This window comes from Vibrio sp. UCD-FRSSP16_30 (assembly GCF_001676025.1).
Taxonomy (GTDB): domain Bacteria; phylum Pseudomonadota; class Gammaproteobacteria; order Enterobacterales; family Vibrionaceae; genus Vibrio.
On record NZ_LZFW01000068.1, the window covers coordinates 135,902 to 153,658 of the forward strand.

15 protein-coding genes are annotated in these 17,757 nt (G+C 42.0%); 9 read left to right on the forward strand and 6 right to left on the reverse strand.

All coding sequences use genetic code 11. From position 1 onward, the window contains the following. The first annotated feature begins 157 nt into the window (after positions 1-157). Complete coding sequence (locus tag A9260_RS14915) at positions 158-1,123, forward strand: tyrosine-type recombinase/integrase (RefSeq protein WP_068700326.1); 966 nt, start codon at positions 158-160, stop codon at positions 1,121-1,123. On the opposite strand, the gene A9260_RS14920 is transcribed toward A9260_RS14915, so the two are convergent. Further along, positions 1,120-2,112 carry a D-alanine--D-alanine ligase gene (locus A9260_RS14920; protein ID WP_068700329.1) on the reverse strand — a complete coding sequence of 331 codons (993 nt, stop codon included), beginning with the start codon at positions 2,110-2,112 and terminating at the stop codon, positions 1,120-1,122. The two genes, A9260_RS14915 and A9260_RS14920, sit on opposite strands and share 4 nt — an antisense overlap. Before the next feature lie 30 nt (positions 2,113-2,142). Then, positions 2,143-2,769 (reverse strand): SPOR domain-containing protein, encoded by a 627-nt coding sequence (locus tag A9260_RS14925; protein ID WP_068700331.1) that lies wholly within the window; start codon positions 2,767-2,769, stop codon positions 2,143-2,145. A gap of 201 nt (positions 2,770-2,970) precedes the next feature. Here A9260_RS14925 and A9260_RS14930 point away from each other — a divergent pair, with 201 nt between their 5' ends. Next, positions 2,971-5,337, forward strand: coding sequence for a bifunctional acetate--CoA ligase family protein/GNAT family N-acetyltransferase (locus tag A9260_RS14930; protein ID WP_068700333.1), 2,367 nt, complete (start codon positions 2,971-2,973; stop codon positions 5,335-5,337). A 299-nt stretch (positions 5,338-5,636) separates the two neighbouring features. Here the strand turns inward: A9260_RS14930 and galE are convergent, their stop codons facing one another. Further along, positions 5,637-6,650, reverse strand: coding sequence for a UDP-glucose 4-epimerase GalE (galE, locus tag A9260_RS14935; protein ID WP_068700336.1), 1,014 nt, complete (start codon positions 6,648-6,650; stop codon positions 5,637-5,639). Between the two features lie 196 nt (positions 6,651-6,846). Between galE and A9260_RS14940 the strand changes: the two genes are divergently transcribed. Genes A9260_RS14940 through A9260_RS14950 form a run of 3 tightly spaced genes read left to right on the forward strand, consistent with a single transcriptional unit; the run spans position 6,847 to position 9,370 of the window. Then, positions 6,847-7,608: a 5-oxoprolinase subunit PxpA gene (locus A9260_RS14940; protein WP_068700338.1), complete on the forward strand. Its 762-nt coding sequence runs from the start codon at positions 6,847-6,849 to the stop codon at positions 7,606-7,608. Then, entirely contained in the window at positions 7,599-8,363 is a 765-nt protein-coding gene (locus A9260_RS14945; RefSeq protein ID WP_231892608.1) for a 5-oxoprolinase subunit B family protein, read from the forward strand. The genes A9260_RS14940 and A9260_RS14945 overlap by 10 nt, the downstream gene beginning before the upstream one ends. Beyond that, positions 8,360-9,370, forward strand: a complete 1,011-nt coding sequence (locus A9260_RS14950; RefSeq protein WP_068700340.1) for a biotin-dependent carboxyltransferase family protein — start codon at positions 8,360-8,362, stop codon at positions 9,368-9,370. Before A9260_RS14945 ends, A9260_RS14950 begins: the two co-directional genes overlap by 4 nt. Before the next feature lie 382 nt (positions 9,371-9,752). Here A9260_RS14950 and A9260_RS14955 read toward each other — a convergent pair whose 3' ends face one another. Then, on the reverse strand, positions 9,753-12,209 hold the full coding sequence (locus A9260_RS14955; RefSeq protein WP_068700342.1) for an ABC transporter permease: 2,457 nt from the start codon (positions 12,207-12,209) through the stop codon (positions 9,753-9,755). An 8-nt stretch (positions 12,210-12,217) separates the two neighbouring features. Next, positions 12,218-12,922: an ABC transporter ATP-binding protein gene (locus tag A9260_RS14960; RefSeq protein WP_068700344.1), complete on the reverse strand. Its 705-nt coding sequence runs from the start codon at positions 12,920-12,922 to the stop codon at positions 12,218-12,220. On the opposite strand from A9260_RS14960, the gene A9260_RS14965 reads away from it, so the two are divergent. From A9260_RS14965 to A9260_RS14975, 3 genes are all read left to right on the forward strand, one after another. Then, positions 12,921-13,523 (forward strand): arylesterase, encoded by a 603-nt coding sequence (locus A9260_RS14965; protein WP_068700346.1) that lies wholly within the window; start codon positions 12,921-12,923, stop codon positions 13,521-13,523. The two genes, A9260_RS14960 and A9260_RS14965, sit on opposite strands and share 2 nt — an antisense overlap. Before the next feature lie 544 nt (positions 13,524-14,067). After that, positions 14,068-14,319, forward strand: coding sequence for a type II toxin-antitoxin system Phd/YefM family antitoxin (locus tag A9260_RS14970; RefSeq protein ID WP_068700348.1), 252 nt, complete (start codon positions 14,068-14,070; stop codon positions 14,317-14,319). Next, on the forward strand, positions 14,316-14,576 hold the full coding sequence (locus A9260_RS14975; RefSeq protein WP_068700350.1) for a Txe/YoeB family addiction module toxin: 261 nt from the start codon (positions 14,316-14,318) through the stop codon (positions 14,574-14,576). Before A9260_RS14970 ends, A9260_RS14975 begins: the two co-directional genes overlap by 4 nt. 397 nt (positions 14,577-14,973) lie before the next feature. Here the strand turns inward: A9260_RS14975 and A9260_RS14980 are convergent, their stop codons facing one another. After that, complete coding sequence (locus A9260_RS14980) at positions 14,974-15,252, reverse strand: hypothetical protein (protein WP_068700352.1); 279 nt, start codon at positions 15,250-15,252, stop codon at positions 14,974-14,976. Positions 15,253-15,769: 517 nt separating this feature from the next. On the opposite strand from A9260_RS14980, the gene A9260_RS14985 reads away from it, so the two are divergent. Further along, complete coding sequence (locus tag A9260_RS14985; RefSeq protein WP_068700405.1) at positions 15,770-17,680, forward strand: sensor domain-containing phosphodiesterase; 1,911 nt, start codon at positions 15,770-15,772, stop codon at positions 17,678-17,680. Positions 17,681-17,757: the final 77 nt, after the last annotated feature.

Sequence of the window (17,757 nt, forward strand, 5' to 3'; positions counted from 1 at the left end):
CTATCTAAATGCAATAATCTGCTTATTTTACCATTGAACTTAATTAAGGTTAATAACGGTTTGTAGGTTTATGCTGCAATCAAATCAACTTCTGCTTTTCAATCAAACTGTTAGATACTATTATAAATGTTACATCACCTTTAGTTATAGTGCGCCAATGCGTAAAAAGTGTATCCCCATTACCGATATAAAACTAAAGCAGCAAAGCTGTGATCGTTTTAATCAAAAAGTCACTATCGATCAGTTCGATAGCTTGACTCACAATCAATATAGTCATAACTCTTTGTTATCAATGTTTAATGACTGGAATCATTTCGTCGAATTTTGTCAGAGACGTAAAGTGGCGTCTTTACCTGGTTCGACTACCGCCGTTCGATTATTTATCGAGAAACAAAGTGAAAGCCGTAAGTACTCAACTCTAAAAAGAATGGCCATCACTATCGGCTTGGTGCATCGATTTCATGAATTTACGGATCCCTGCAATCATAGACAAACCAAGATGCTGCTTGCGCAACTGAGGATAGATAAACGTGGCGATGCCAAACAAGCGCAAGCCTTTAACTCATCACACCTACATCAAATACAACAACAGTTGGATTCGGAAAGTACTTTAAAACAACTAAGAGATGCCGCAATACTGTCAGTAATGTTTGAATGTGCGATGAAACGTAGCGAATTACGCACGCTTTGTTTCTATCAATTGCAATTTGATGTACTTGATAACGAAGCTATTCAAATAAACATCAACGACGGTCACTACCAACTTTCTCAACCAACCAGTGAAATTGTAAAGCGCTGGATTTTAATGGTGCCTGATCATTTAGGCCCAGTATTTCGACGCATTGACCGACATGGCAATATTGGCGATGACGCATTAGATGCCTCGTCCATTTATCGAGTATTTCGAGCAACCGAAACACAACTGGGTCTTAGTCTGCAACTGTCAGGGCAATCTGCTCGAGTGGGCGCGGCTAAAGAATTAGCGAAGCAAGGATATGACGTGAAAGGAATAACCGATTTTGGTCGTTGGTTAAGCCCTGCTATGCCTGCTCAATACCTAGGTAAACAGGAATTGGCAGACAATGAAAGGCTCAAATTTAAGGTCATAAAACCTTGGGATTAAATGGCTAACTTAACCGCTTGCGCTAAGTATTTAGAGAAGCTGTGGCCATTGTTGCTCAACATTTTAGGGAACATTGAGATCGGGGTCATACCAGGGAATGTGTTGACCTCGTTTAAATAGATTTCACCATCTTCAGTTAAAAAGAAATCAATTCTTGATAGATCTTTAAGACCCATTTGTACAAACACTTTATGTGAGTACTGGTGAATTTTTTGTAATTGAAGTTCAGTTAAATCTTTCGCGACAATCTCAGTAGTCGAATGACTATCTTGACTGTATTTCTCTTCATAAGAGTAGAACTTATCTGACGGGGCAATCACCTCTCCGGGAGCAGTAATATAAAGCTGCCCTTCATATTGATACGCCGCGACTTCAAGCTCTCTTGGTTTTACTGCTTTTTCAATTAGCACTTGCTCTGAGTAACCAAACGCATCACTAACTGCAGTTTCAATATCTTTCGATTCTGTGACCTTGTAACAACCAACTGATGAACCCTGTCGCGCCGCTTTCACAAACAAGCTACCCCAGCGATTAAACGCTTCATGAACTTGAGTAAGACTAGAGTCGTCATTTTCGGTCAGGAACAAATACGGCGTATTTTCTACACCAATTGCGTCGTACCACAATTTTGACGTGATTTTATTAAAGCTATTGCTACTTGCTTCCGCGCCACAGCCAAAATAAGGAATACCAGCCAACTCAAACATAGACTGAATATCACCTGTTTCACCCGGATAACCATGAATACAAGGCACTATATAGTCGAGGTTATAGCGATTTGAGCCTTCGACCAACTCTCCTGAGTGAATATCTAAATAACACTCATTTTTAGCGTGTGTTAGCCATGAATTGTTGATGATTTCAACGCGTATAACATTGAAATCAGTGGTTAGTTCTAGTTGTTGCTGAACATAGTCAGCAGAAACTAAAGACACCTCATGCTCGGAAGAACCGCCACCGCAAAGCAAAAGGATATTAATGTTCGACATCTTGATAAACCCAATAAATCGTATTCGTAATTATTTTAACAGCTGAAAGCGATCCGCTTCTGCCAATTCTTTGTCAGTAAAATTCTTTACAAACGGCTGTAGTTTTTGCAACGCTTCAGGTAATGAGGCCACGGCAGCTTTCGCTTCATCGTAATCTTCAAAATCACCCATTAACACCGAATATACCGGCTTATCATTGATGCTTTTACTCTGGATCCATACCGCTGAGTCCACCATAAGTGATTTAGCAAAGGCACTGGCTTTTTCTTGCGTCGATAAAGTGGCTAACTGAATAGAAAACCCTTTGGTTGGCGCTGCTGTATCTTGCTTAACATCAGTGCTTGCTACTTTCGCTGTAGCATTGGCATTGTTATTGGCATCGGTATTAGTAGCAGTAGTGTCAGTTGTCTCAACAGCTGCAGAAGTCACTTGTGCAGGTTGTTGATTAGTTTGCACGACATCTGATTCTTGTACCGGTGCAGGCTCTTCTACAATAGCCACATCCTGTTCGTTAATTTGCGGGTTCTGAGCATCGACCTCTGCTTGAGTTGTTTGATAGTTTTCTTGATAACTCTCCGATTTAATGTCGGTATCATACTCATTTGAACTGCATGCAGTGACTAATAACGCCAGTGAAACGATTGCCGTCTTTTTCATTTTAATACTCTTTCCCTAGTAGTTAGCAAAATGATGCCCATCATCGATTCTATAATCAAGTAAAGCCTTGTGCTAATTGCAATTGGGCGTGATCAAAGACTCAGTTTTTACCCATTATCATACAAACTGGTTAAAATTGTCACACTCAAGGTATAAACCGCTTTAAAATTAGAACGATACTTCACGATTAAAAGGTTGCATATGAGCCCAATGGATTCGTTATTTAACCCCACTGCGATTGCCATTATTGGGGCATCCAATCGACCTATGTCATCGGGCAAAGTGATGGTTGATAACCTGCTTCGCTCAAGCTTTAACGGCACTGTATTACCAGTTAACCCTAAACATACTTCGGTATCCGGCGTTCTTTGTTATCCCGATCTTGCCTCTTTACCTCTGATTCCTGAACTGGCCATCATTTGCATCGATAGTGACGATCTCTTGGCACTATTTATCGACTTAGATAACAAGGGAGTACGTGCTGCAATCTTAATCGCCAATTCATTATTTGATGAAGCTAAGTCATGCAAAATCAAAGAACTGGCGAAGCGTTACAATATCAGAATGATTGGCCCTAATAGCTTGGGTATTAGTATGCCTTGGGCCAATATGAATGCTTCACTATCACCGGTGGACATTCTGCCGGGAAAAATTGCGTTTATCTCTCAATCCGGCGCGATTGCCACCACTGTTTTAGACTGGGCCAATGACAAACAAATAGGATTTTCAGCATTTGTCTCTATTGGAAGCATGGCCGACGTTAATGTCTCTGAGGTCATTGACTACCTCAGTATGCACAGTAAGACAGAAGCGATTTTGTTGTATGTTGAGCATATTCAAGATGCGAGGCGCTTTATGTCCGCAGCCCGCGCGGCGGCGCGCAATAAGCGAGTATTGGTCTTAAAAGGCGCACGATCGACTGTGGGTAAAGAACTGTCGATGCTGCATCACGGTGGCAGTAAATCCCTCAATATTATTTATGATTCCGCTTTTGAGCGGTGTGGATTATTAAGAGTACATTCAACGCATGAGTTGTTTGCTGCCGCAGAAACCCTGACTCACTCTATTCCGTTAAAGGGCAAGCGATTGGCGATGATCAGTAACGGTTCTGGTCCTGCGGTGATTGCCAGTGACGTGTTGCAACATCTAGGGGGCAAACTTGCTGAGTTTTCCGCACAAACAATCGAAAAACTCACCCGTATCTCCAAAGAATGCATCATAAACCCAATTGATTTATCTGGTGATACTCAAAGCCAAAAATTACTGCGTACCTTTGAATTATTATTAGACAGCAAAGAGATGGACGCGATTCTGATTATGTTCAGCCCCTCTGCTATTTCTGATCCGCTCGATACTGCCAACAAAATACTGGATATCTACCATAAACACCCTAACCGACGCCGCGTGAATTTATTGACCAACTGGCTTGGCGAAACCTCAGCAAAACAATCCCGTCATCTGTTTTCAAAACACGGTATTCCCACTTATCGCACCCCAGAAAGTAGCGTAATGGCGTTCATGCATTTAGTTCGCTATCGTGCCAGCCAAGTACAATTAATGGAAACCCCGCTGTCTATTGAGCACATGACTCAAGCTGGCTTAAAAGCACAACAGATTCTCTCGCAACGGGTAGCTAACGCATTGCCATTAAGTAAAGTCTCCGAGCTTCTTAATTGTTACCACATCCCTACAGCTGAAGTCAGTCACCTTGATCTTACGCTTCACATGCAATGTGATAACACATTTGGCCCAGTCATTTTATTAGGCCAAAAAGGCGAAATTAACGACCAAAATTACGCAGCAGGCTTTCCTCCTCTGAATGAAAAACTGGCTCAACTGCTGATTAAGAAAACATTGAAGCGTGCCAAACTCTCGCCTCTATCAGCAACTCAATTTGACTCTTTAACACAAACATTAGTTCGATTCTCACAGATCATCGTCGATCAGCCAACGATCCAGGCAATGCACCTTGAAGGGATGTTCAATTCATCTCAGCACTGCCACGTAAGCCCTATCGCGATGACACTTGGCGAGATGAGTACCCGAACTTTGGCGATTCGCCCATACCCTATAGAACTTGAATCGATATTCACTCTCAAAAATAGCCAACAGGTGCTATTACGCCCTATTCGACCAGAAGATGAACCTTTACACGCTCAGTTCATTAACAATGTCAGTAAAGAAGATCTGTATAAACGCTTTTTTAGTGATGTGGGAGAATTTGATCATCAAGCCCTTGCTAACCTTACACAGATTGATTATGACCGAGAAATGGCATTAGTACTTGAAGCGCAGGGGGAAATATTAGGTGTGGTCAGAGCCATTACGGATATTCGCACTAATAGTGCCGAATTTGCGGTTCTAATACGCTCGGATATGAAAGGACAAGGATTGGGACGTATTTTAATGCAATCGATCATTGAATATTGTAAAGAGAAAGGAATCTCAAAGATTGTAGGAATGACTATGCCTTCGAATAAAGGAATGGTGACATTGGCACAAAAGCTTGGCTTTTCAGCTCAGGTTGATTTTGAAGAAGGCGTGGTTGAAATGGAATTGCCGTTGTAAACCTAACGTCTTAACTTAAACATTCAATCTTAAAAACTTAAAAAGCCAACTTTATAGAAGTTGGCTTCATTATTTTGCAATCAAAGAAGATAAACAAAAACTGGATTATTGCAAAATAATACGCAGTTATTTTCCTGCTTTAATTTCTTTTGTCACCATAACGGCTGAAGCAGCAATAAATACTACGATTAGCGCTAGTTCCATAATTCCCTACCTGTTATCAAAAAGTTATGTCAAAGAGCGTACTCTCAGACCAATTGTAACAACAAGTAAGGAAATGTACATTTATTTATTCGGAATTATTCAGGGTAACCCTTCGGATTTTCCGATTGCCAGCGCCAAGTATCCTCGGTCATTTGTTGTAATGTGCGGGTTGCTTCCCATCCAAGCACAGATTTTGCTTTTGCAGGATCAGCCCAACATTCCGCAATATCACCCGGTCTGCGAGGGGCTATTTTATAAGCAATCGTTTTACCACTGGCTTGTTCAAACGCTTTTACCATATCTAGAACACTTGAACCGTTACCCGTTCCAAGATTAAAAATATGCAAACCAGATTGACTTCCTACTTTCTGTAATGCCGCAATATGCCCATCAGAAAGATCCATTACATGAATGTAATCACGTACACCAGTACCATCTGGTGTTGGATAATCATCGCCAAACACTGACAAGTATTCACGGCGACCGACAGCAACTTGAGAGACAAATGGCATCAAGTTATTTGGAATACCTTGCGGATCTTCACCTAAGTGGCCTGTTGGGTGCGAACCGACAGGATTAAAGTATCGAAGTAAGGTGATGCTCCAGTCTGGATTCGCCAGTTGAAAATCTGTAAGGCACTCTTCAACCATTAACTTACTGCGGCCATAAGGGTTGGTTGCGCTGGTAGGAAAGTCTTCGGTAATGGGTACGGTATGCGGGTCACCATACACTGTTGCCGATGAACTAAAGACTAAGCTTTTAACGCCAGCCTCTCTCATTGCATCAACTAAAACGAGTGTGCCGTTTACATTGTTATCATAATACTCTAGTGGTTTTGCAACCGACTCACCCACCGCTTTTAAGCCTGCAAAATGAATAACAGAATCAATATCATGCTGCTGCATCACTTTAACTAAAGCCGCTTTATCACGAACGTCACCTTGTACAAAGTCGACGTTTTGTCCTGTCACTAAGCGAATGCGTTGATTGACACTTTGTTTACTGTTGTAAAGGTTGTCAAAGATTACAGGGGTCATACCTGCTTCTAGAAGTTGAATGCAAGTATGGCTACCAATATAGCCCATACCTCCGGTAACAAGTACTTTCATGAGAATCACCAAGGGAAAATTTGAGAAATAATATTACCTTATTTTAACCTAACTTTGAACGATGTACCTCGTGAGGCGTTTGCTTTCATCGCAAGTTCACAAAATAAACTCATAGAGCCTATCCAAATAAAGTGAATGGCTTATATTTGAATAAAGACAATGGACATAAGCCAGAGCATGGTTAAAGAAGGACAGAATGAAGATCAACTGTGACATGGGTGAGAGTTTTTCATCATGGAATAAGGGAAACGACGCGCAAATTATGCCCTACATCGATATGGCCAATATTGCCTGTGGATTTCACGCCTCTGAACCCGATACTATGTCTGCAACGGTTGCTCTGGCTAAAAAACATAATGTAGCCATCGGTGCGCATCCAGCCTATGCCGACTTACAAGGATTTGGACGACGCAGTATTGCTCACACAAGTGAGCAAATCACCCACCTAATTCTATATCAGGTTGGGGCATTGCAAGGGATTTGCCGTCTACACGATACACAAGTGCAATACATAAAGCCCCATGGCGCGCTTTATAACGACATGATGAAAGACATCACCCTCTACCGCGCAGTTGTTATTGCGGCAAGCAAATTAAAGCTACCTTTGATGTTACTCGCCACTGATAATCCTGATTACATTGAGCTTGCCCAAGATGCACAAGTTAGCTTAATACATGAAGGCTTTGTCGACAGGCGCTATACCGCCACTAAACAACTTGCCTCACGCCAATCACCCGGTGCGATCATTGAAGAAATAAGTGAGATTAAAAAGCAGGCCGAAGCGCTTATTTGTCATCTTCCATTTCCCACCATTGACCAAGCAACTGCCGTGCAGAAAAATCAACAACCAACCACTATTACGCTTGCTGTTGATAGCTTGTGTATTCATGGTGACGGTCTCAATGCCCTGCCTGTTGCCAAGCAATTAAGACAACAAATCGACGCACTATGCCAGTAAACAAATACCCTATGCCAGTAAACAAATGCCCGACTTTCTCAGATCCAGCTTTGTATCCTTACATTGAGCGCATAGGAGAATGCAGTCTGTTGATTCGATTTGCAGAACAAATTGATAGCGGGCTACCAAGCACCATTGCGGCTGTGGTGAAATACATTCAACAACACCTTGCGCCTAAACCGATAAGCAGTGTTCCTTCATACACCAGTTTGTTGTTGGAATTTGCTCCGTTAGATTTTCATATACAAGACATCACAATCCAGCTTCAATACGCATTGCATGTCTCTTCAAGTGAACCAACATTTGAAAGGACACACACTGCACCGGTTATCGAAATTCCTGCTTATTACGGCGCTGAAGTTGCCTTAGATGCCAAGCGCTATCAACAAAAGAAAGACCTTTGTTTATCACAACTGCAACAGATACACACATCCGTTATCTACCAAGTGTATGCATTAGGTTTTTCTGCAGGCTTTGCCTTCATGGCCGATGTTCCAAAAGCATTGCAGTTGCCTCGCTTAGATTCACCAAGGCCATCGGTCGCTAAAGGCAGTATCGCGATTGCAGGACCACAAACCGCAGTTTATCCCGCCTCTAGCCCCGGAGGTTGGAACATCATTGGTCGGACACCCTTAAGCCTTTATGAGCCAAATGCTAAATCAGAGACATCAATGACACTGCTACATCCCGGAGATCATGTGCGCTTTGTTGCTATCACAAAACGAGAATACTTGGACTTAGGAGGACAGCTTTGAATCCGCTACTGACCATAACCAAAGCTAACGGGTTAACAAGCATTCAAGATATGGGACGCTTTGGTTTTGCCCACCTTGGTATTACTCAAGGTGGCGTGGCCGATGAATACTCTTACCACTGGGCTAATAAGCTGTTAAATAACCCTTTTGCTAGCGCAGTCATAGAAGTGACAATGGGCGGTTTTGAAGCCAGCTTTAATCAAAACAGCTTAATTGCGATTACTGGCGCAAATGATGGAGTGGCTATTGATGGGGTTTGCATATCGACATGGCGTTGTATCAAGGTTAATAAAGGGCAAACCCTGAGCATTACGTTACCCCGTAACGGGCTGCGCCATTATATTGCATTGCTTGGGGGTGTTGATGCGCCTATGCATCATAATAGCCGATCAACAGTCGCTAGGGATAAGCTTGGCGGACTGCGCAATAATGGTACTGGATTGGTGAGTGGCGATGTCATTCACAGCAGATTGGCAAGTCTGAGCCTAAACCCACTGTTACACCAAAAGCTAAATCAACAGCTAAATCAACAGCTAAATCAACAGCTAAATCAAAAGAAAGTAATAAGTGTCGCACCTCAATACATTCCAAACTTTGCGCCTAGCCAAACAATCACCGCCCGACTCTTATTGGGTTCTCAACAGCACTTATTTACCAGTGATGCCATACACGCCGTCTTTGCAAACACCTATCGCATTGATACCCAAAGCAACAAAATGGGCTATCAGTTAATGGGGCAACCCATCACAACGCCCACTGAACACCTGATTTCTGAAGGTATTTCGTTAGGAGCGGTACAAATCCCACCAAGCGGGCTGCCGATCATTATGCTGTGCGAGCGCCAGACCATTGGCGGCTACCCTAAACTAGGCAATGTCGCTCGGCTTGACCTATGTAAAATCGCACAATCTAAGCCGGGTACGATCGTTAAATTTGCAAAAGCGGATGTCAATCTATGCTTTGAACGATACAAGCAGTGGTTAAATTTTTTTCAATCACGCTTATAAGAAACAATGCAACAAATAAGCTCATGAAATAACCGAAACACAGCGTAAAAATTGTCAAAAAATATCTTGACCTGTTTCTCATGTATTTATGAAATATTGATATTGTGAATAACGATATCTCGCAATCCTTGAATAGCTAAAGGCTAAGGCACTATCACAAAAATCATGCTCAACACTTATCCAAGTAGTTATCCACAATTCGTGTGGATAACCGATTATGAACAAACCACTCTCGCATTTTGTTTGCTTGCTTATTTAACGATCAAAATTGAATATATAATATCCAATTTTGTAAAGTTCACCTCGAATACTCAACTAGGCTCATGATGCGTGAACGCTGTAACTCCCTATATTCAGAGCGTTTTTTTATAGAGGATGGGCATTAAAGCGCGCCATTTTTAACCGGTTGTAGCAACTGCTTAATAAGACTGCTTACCACCAGCCCTAAAATGATAAAAGTCACCACTGGTAGAGCAATCCAAAGCTGTGGATGAAAACGAGCTGACAGGTCAAATCCCCAGTAAAGTAACCCACTCACGCACGCTTCTGCACCCAAGCTTGCGACTAGCCCAGCAATTAACGACATAAGCCCGTACTCCCACCAAACCGTCGAAGAAATACGCTTTTTACTCGCCCCCAAGGTGCGATATAAACGAATCTCTAATTGTCTTTGAGAAAGGCTTAATCTGAGCAACGTAAATATCAACAGTAAGCCTGCCACCACACCCAATCCAGCCAAAACCGTAATCGACCAAACAATTTGCGATAAAATCGTTTGTATTTTATCGCCCATCTTACGAATATCGAGCAAACTTACCGTAGGATACTGCGCAGACAAACTTTGTATCATGGCATCATTTTGCGGTTCAATTCGATATGACACCATAAATGCACCGGGCATTTGTGCGGCGTACTTAGGTGAGAAAATAAAATAGAAGTTTGGCTTCATCTGTCGCCACTCAACTTCACGAATACTATTCACCACAGCGCTTACCGCCTGTCCGCTAATCAAAAACTCAAGTTGATCGCCAAGCTTTAAATTAAGGGCTTCCGCTACTTCAGATTCAACAGACACGCCATTATCACTTCCCCACTGGCCTTCAATCACCTCATTGTAATTAGGCAATGTGCTGGCCCAAGTTAAGTTGAGCTCACGACGCACTGCATCGGTATCCTGATTATCCTTTGAAACTTGCTTTGCATCGATGCCGTTGACTTTAACTAATCGTCCGCGAATGATAGGAAACGCTTGAGAGCGCTCTATTTTTTCAGCATCCAGCTTTTGCAAATACCCTTCTATCTCATAAGAAGCAATATTAATCGCAAACGCATTTGGTGCATTTTCTGGCAAAGTCGTTTGCCAATCTTGTAGCAAATCCGTTCTGACTAGCCACACAATAGACAATAACATTAATGAAAGAGATAGCGCGCCAAATTGCAATCCACTGGCTACAGAAGAGCGGTTAAGTCGGCTTAGCGCAAGAGTCATTGCGGGATTCAGTTTTAGCTTGCCAATCAGTCGCGACAGTAAAACCGCAACTCCTGCCAACACCACAAACAATACGCCCATCCCAGCAAGCACAATCCAGACTAAAGTATTGCTACCATAGGCAATCAGCATAGGAATAAGTGGCACAAGAATAAGCCACCAGCTTTTGCCGTTGCGTTGTGTGGAAGGTTGCAAAACATTACTTGCAGAAGTATTAAGCAAGTTGATCATTGGAATGCCCAGCGCTGGTACGCCAATAAGTAAGCAACTGACCACGGCAATTAGCGCCGGCGTGACCCCGTAACTTGGCAGAGGATCAGGGAGTAGATCGGCCAGAGGGATGCGTAACAGTACTTCAAGTAGATAGCCAATTCCCAAGCCAAACACCGCGCCAATCACAAACAGCAGCGCTACCTGTGTCATTAACCAGCGACCAATCCAGCGTTTATTTGCGCCAATGCTTTTTAACATGGCAATAGTTTGTCTGCGACTGGCGACGTAATGCTGACAAGTGAGCACTAAAGTCGTCGCAGCCATGATCACCACAATTGCCACAGTCAGAGAAAGATACTGCGTAGTACGAGTAAACATATCATTGGTGCGACTGCGGCTATTTTGATCTCGCCAACTGTCACTGGCAGAAAGTTCAACACTCTCTTTTAAGGCCTGTAACTTACTCTCAGGACCGATAAAAAACTGCTGATATCGCACTCTTGAACCCAGTTGTAGGGCTCCCGTTTTTTCAATATCACTAGAGTGAATCATGGCTGTGGGCATTTGCTGAAACGGATTGAAATTCAGACCGGGTTGCTGCTCAATCATTCCATTCACTGTAAAGTCGGCATCGCCTAACGACACCACATCACCTTGCTGAACATCCAGTGCTAACATCGCGCGCTTTTCTAACCACAAACTGTTTTTACTAACGTGCGAGGTTTGCCCTTCCTTTGCGTTTAAAATCAATTCACCGCGCAATGGATAAGCCTCATCCACCGCTTTGACTGTTAACAGTTGCATGTCTTGATCACTAAAGGCCATGGTCGAAAAGCTCACCATCGAAGCGCTTTTCACCTCAGGTGCTAAGGATGGCGCCTGAAGAGCATCAGTAATAGGACTGGCCGAACGAAAAACCAAATCCGCGGTAAGCGCCTCGCGACCTTGCTTAACCACGACCTGTTCCATTCTTTCTGCCAGAGCTGATAATGCGAATATACAGGCAATAATTAAGGTTAGCGCAGCCGAAATAGGCCACAACTGCCCAAAACGAATCTCTTTAAAACTCCATGCGAATAAACGGCGGTTTAAGTGGCTACTTGATGAGGAAGGTGTCTTTACTTGAGATGATGACATAACCCCTCCTATTGAGACTCAGCGTCAGATGACGGCTGATGTTGCGTCTCAAGTCTGCCTGATTTCATGCTAAACACGCGATCACATCGCGCGGCAAGGGCGTTATCGTGAGTGACCATAATCAACGTTGTACCGTGCTGTTTATTCAGGCTAAAAAGTTGCTCTATGATATTTTGCGCGGTCTGCTGATCTAGGTTGCCTGTGGGTTCATCGGCAAACAATATTTGCGGGCTTAACATAAAGGCGCGAGCTAACGCGACGCGTTGCTGTTCCCCTCCGGACAATTCTGATGGTAAATGAGTGGCGCGGTTTTGCAGTCCAACGGAGGCAAGCAACTCTTTTGCTCTTGCTTGGTCTTCAGCCTCTCCCCTGAGCAAACAAGGAAGGGTTATATTTTCTAGTGCGGTTAGGCTTGGAATTAATAAGAAGCTTTGAAAAACAAATCCAATATATTGGCTACGTAAATCCGCTCGTTGCTCATCATCTAAACTCGATAGCGCATGACCAAGTAATGTGACCTCCCCTTGTGAAGGGACATCCAAGCCGGCTAACAATGTCATCAGCGTTGACTTGCCTGCGCCAGAGGCCCCAACAATTGCCACACTTTCACCCGCAACAATGTCTAAGTTTACATCTTGTAGGATTGTTAATTGTTCTTGTTTGGTAGACACTGTTTTAGTTAACGATTGAGCCTTAATTACGGATGTAGTCATGATACGTTTGCTTTCCTTACTTGTTTTATTTCTTTCCATTAATGCCAGTGCTGGCCAGATTCTTGTTCTGGGTGATAGCTTAAGCGCCGGTTATCAAATGCCTATCGAGAAGGCTTGGCCTACGTTACTTCCTGATGAACTTGCCAAAAAAGGACATCAAATGAGAATCATTAACGGTAGCATATCCGGAGATACGACCGGTAATGGTTTAGCGCGACTTCCTGCACTGCTTCAACAATATAATCCTGAATATGTGGTGATTGAATTAGGTGCTAATGATGGTCTGCGTGGATTTTCACCAAAACTTATCCAAAATAACCTAATTAAACTGATCGATTTAAGCCAAGACAGCGGCGCAAAAGTCATCCTAATGCAGATACAAGTGCCACCCAATTATGGCAAACGTTATACGCAAGCGTTTGAGCAAGTCTATCCTACCGTAAGTAAACAAAAGAACACTGATTTGATTCCATTTTTTCTAACCGAGATCATTACCAACCCCGATTTAATGATGGAAGATGGTCTTCATCCCACAGAGCAAGCTCAGCCTTGGATTGCTCAGTTTGTTGCCAAGCAAATCGATCCTATTCTGTCATTGTGAATGATATAACAAGACAAAAAATACATGTCACTTAACTACATAGCTAGGGCGAACGCATAAGTGAACACTTATCAACCAATCATGTACATCATCTCCACAAGACGCCGTAAAATCATCCTTGATGGCTTCATTGTGGCATCCATGCCACAAATCCATGCAACAAAGAGTTGTTCCGATAATGCACATGATTTTGTTCAAATAACGTTCGTGATCTCACCCTGACTACATAGCCCCGTACGATTTCAGAAAATAGATAAGGTTTACTTCAAACGAATTACTAATAGTAAGAGAACTACGCGATTGGACTTGTGCAACACCCAGGATAATATATCGGCTGGACGACACTTATCCTTATAGTCGCTGAGTTATAGATAAAACTGGCATAGTAAGATCAGTTTGTCTGCATGAGAAAAAAATGAGTGTTAGTGCGTTGGATTAAACATAGGAGTAAAAACCAACGGTTATTTGTCTCTTTGAGTGACTTGTTGTGTGCCTATACGCTATACTGTACCAATTAACGTACATGTACACTATGGAGAAAAATATGGATGCTATAAGTTACACGGCCGCTAGAGCAAATTTAGCGAGTACAATGACGAATGTCTGCAATGACCACGCACCCATTATTATTACACGTAAAAGTGAAGCGCCAGTTGTTATGATGTCCTTAGAAGATTATAACTCTATGCAGGAAACGACATATTTACTAAGATCCCCTGCAAATGCTAGAAACCTTTTAGAATCAATCGCCGAGCTTGAAGCAGGAAAAGGTACTGAAAGAGAACTTCTTGGATGAAGTTAACATTTTCAACAAAAGCTTGGGAGCAATACCTTTATTGGCAAACTACCGACAAAAAAATACTTAAACGTATTAATTTACTCATTAAAGACATTCAAAGAACTCCTCAAGAAGGCATTGGTAAACCCGAGCCTTTAAAGCATGGATTATCTGGGTATTGGTCACGACGTATAAACGATGAACATAGGATCGTTTATAAACATCAAGACGACACTATTCTAATTGCACAGCTCCGATACCATTACGGCACATAATGCTACCAGCACCTGCCGGAGTGAATTGGCTGGCTTATTTGGCAGTTTGCTTAATTCGGTGGAGCTAATTTTCTCCACTCTTTTTATGCTACCCGCATGAATTTTAATTTATAAGTCATCGATATTTACTTCCACTTTGAGAAATAAGTAAAGTAGGCGTTACTCATTGAATAATGAGTAATACACGAATATTAGCATGAGAAACGACGAAATTACTTGTTTCATCTATGCGTTAACACTATAACTAAAGGCACTGAAATGCTGGAGTAGAAACTTCTACGTTTTAATTAACAGTAGGGTAATATCAACGCCCGCTTAAGCGGAAAAAAATTGTTGGTTGTAATGTGGAGCGAAGCTTAACCAAGTGTTTTTGTTACGTTTAAAGATATTGCTATGTTTATTTAACGTACTCAAGAAATGCAATAACAGCTTGCACCACAGCTACGAGAACTAAAGCTCCAGTTAACCAATTTAATGCTTTAGTTGCCTCGCCAGAAGCTTTTGATGATTTATTAAATGATTTTTCCAAATTATCGATTCTAGAATTTAATTTTTTTAATGACTCATTAACTTCTTTTGTAGCTTTAGATTGCTCTCCAATAGAATCCATTAAATCTTCTGAGCATCGAAAAAGAACTCCAGCATCAATTTTTCTACCATTATTGTTGCAATTCATACTGAAAAATCCCTTGATTACATAGCTGCTCGATAATGTCCCAGTTCAAATTCGGCTTTGTGGTCACTATGCCAAGAGAACCTGCTGATAATTATCACTAAAATACACAGTTCAAAGTTAATTAGAGCCATATCAACTCGGCAAAGTTGCGCGTCTTGATGTAGCGGTCACTATAACCTTTTACTAAATGTCTTAATTTCAATACTTTAACAAATTTTCAGCATTTTATTGAATATAAATGTGAATATTTCTCAGTTTTCTCGCAATATTTCAAAAAACAACAATAACTGTATATAAGTTGATAGCAGTGAAGAAGCAACCTTTTATTGAGTTTATCCAAAAAATGAAACTACGTTACAAACGATACCAGTTATCTTTCGACCTAACTGTTCACTCTAGCCAACAATCTTTTTATTTACAGCTATCATTAATGAATGGAATGCGCGTCTTTAATAGCTTTTATCTATAAAGCCTACGCTCAATACGATTCATCGATGGCAAGGTAATGGATTACGCTATGGCCAGAGTAAGCACGCAACAACTGGATGTCCCCAATAAGATCTTTTGCTCATGGCAAGATATGCTCGAGATCTTAAGTCAATTTGCACACGTTCCGGTGGCTATGATCAACCGTCTTAATCAGAGCCAATTGGAGGTATTTTGCAGTAATCACAACGCTTCATCTCCGGTGAACGTAGGTGATGCTTTCGCCCTTGGCAGTCACCACTTTTGCGAAACTACCCTTAAAAACGATTCTATTTTAGTGGTGCCCGATCGTAGCGATGATCCGCTATGGCGAGATCTACCACTACCACTCAACGACAAAATAGTCGCTTATTTGGGAGTGCCTCTGCATTGGCCAAATGGTACACCTTTTGGCACTTTATCGATTCTCGATAATAAGCCTAATCACTTTAAAATTACCATAAGAGAGCTGCTTTCAGTGCTCAAAGATTCGGTAGAATCTCAACTGACCGTGATTTATCAAAACCAAAAACTGCAGTTAATCAACAAAGAGCTGCAATCTCGCATACAAAACCGCACGGTGGAACTTGCCAACCTCAGCTTTCAACTAGATAAAGAATCCACTAAACGCAAACAGTTAGAGCGAGAAATACACTACCAACTGCACCACGATACGGGTAGCGGTTTGCTGAATGCAAAAGCGTGGGAATTAGAAACTAATCGCATCGTCAATCAAGCTGACTTGTTTAATCAAGAAGTCGCCGTTTTCTATCTGGGGATCTGTAATGGACAGCGTATTCAAATTGAAATGGGGTCGGAAACTTTAGATCAGATTATTAAGCAGTTAAAAGATAAACTTGGGCAACTGAGCCCGCATAAACAGCTTAGTGCACGCCCTCGCCCCAATGATATTGCGTTTACTCTATTGTCCCACAGCACCAGTAAAAATTACGATGCTATGATTCGCCAAATCATGGACATTACCTCCCAAGATTTTGATGTGCCATCGGGTAAGGTGCGCCTACAAGTGTATATCGGTGTCTCAATTAGTCATCCGCAGCGTAATCAACAAAACCTTACCTTAACCGTGCAAGCCTTCCAAGCAATGCGTAATGCCCGAGAATCGGGTAAACGTATTTTGTTTTATGATGATAAACAAATAGAAAGTGGCACTCGGCTCAATCGACTTGAAAGCTACTTTATGGAATCGATTAAAGACGATGGTATTAAACTGTTTTATCAACCTCAAGTTTCACTGGAGAACAGACAACTGCTCAGCGTCAGTACTTCCATTCGTTGGGACCACCCCATTTTAGGCAATGTCTCTGAGCTTTCGATCAGTCAGTTGTGCGAACAGCCCGAAATTGCGGATGCCCTATGTCACTTCATGTTGCGAAAATCCATCCGCACCGTCAAACAATGGCAACAAATCATTCCTAACTTTAGAGTCGCCATTAAGCTCAATGCCTGCCAATTAGCCTCCGTCGATCTCTGTCAATTTATTCGTCAATGGCTAGAGCAAGACAACCTGTCAGGCAGCGCTTTGGAAATTGAAGTCTCTGAAAAGCAATTATTTGCGAATGAATCGACACTGCTACCGGCATTAGAACAGCTGTCATCTCTTGGCATTTATCTGACCCTATGTGATTTTGGCCACGGACACGCCTCATTTAGTTACCTAAAACACAGCCCTTTTAAACGCATTAAAATCGACAAATCTTTTACCGCTAATTTGCAACACAGCGCTGAAGACCGCAGCTTCTTATTCTCTTTAATGCAGATCACCGCAAAACTAGGTCTCGATACGGTGCTCACAGGAGTGACGACTAAAGAGCAAGAGAAGTGGTTATTTCAATTTGATACCCCATTTGCGGAAGGATCAATGTATCACGGCCCTATGACCCGCAAAGATTTGGAACAAACCTTACATGAGCAAAGTAAAGCCAAGTTTATTCAAACATAAATTATTCAAACATAATTTATACAAACTCAATTTATTCAAACATAGACAGCTAAGGGTTGGTATAATCAAGCATGCTT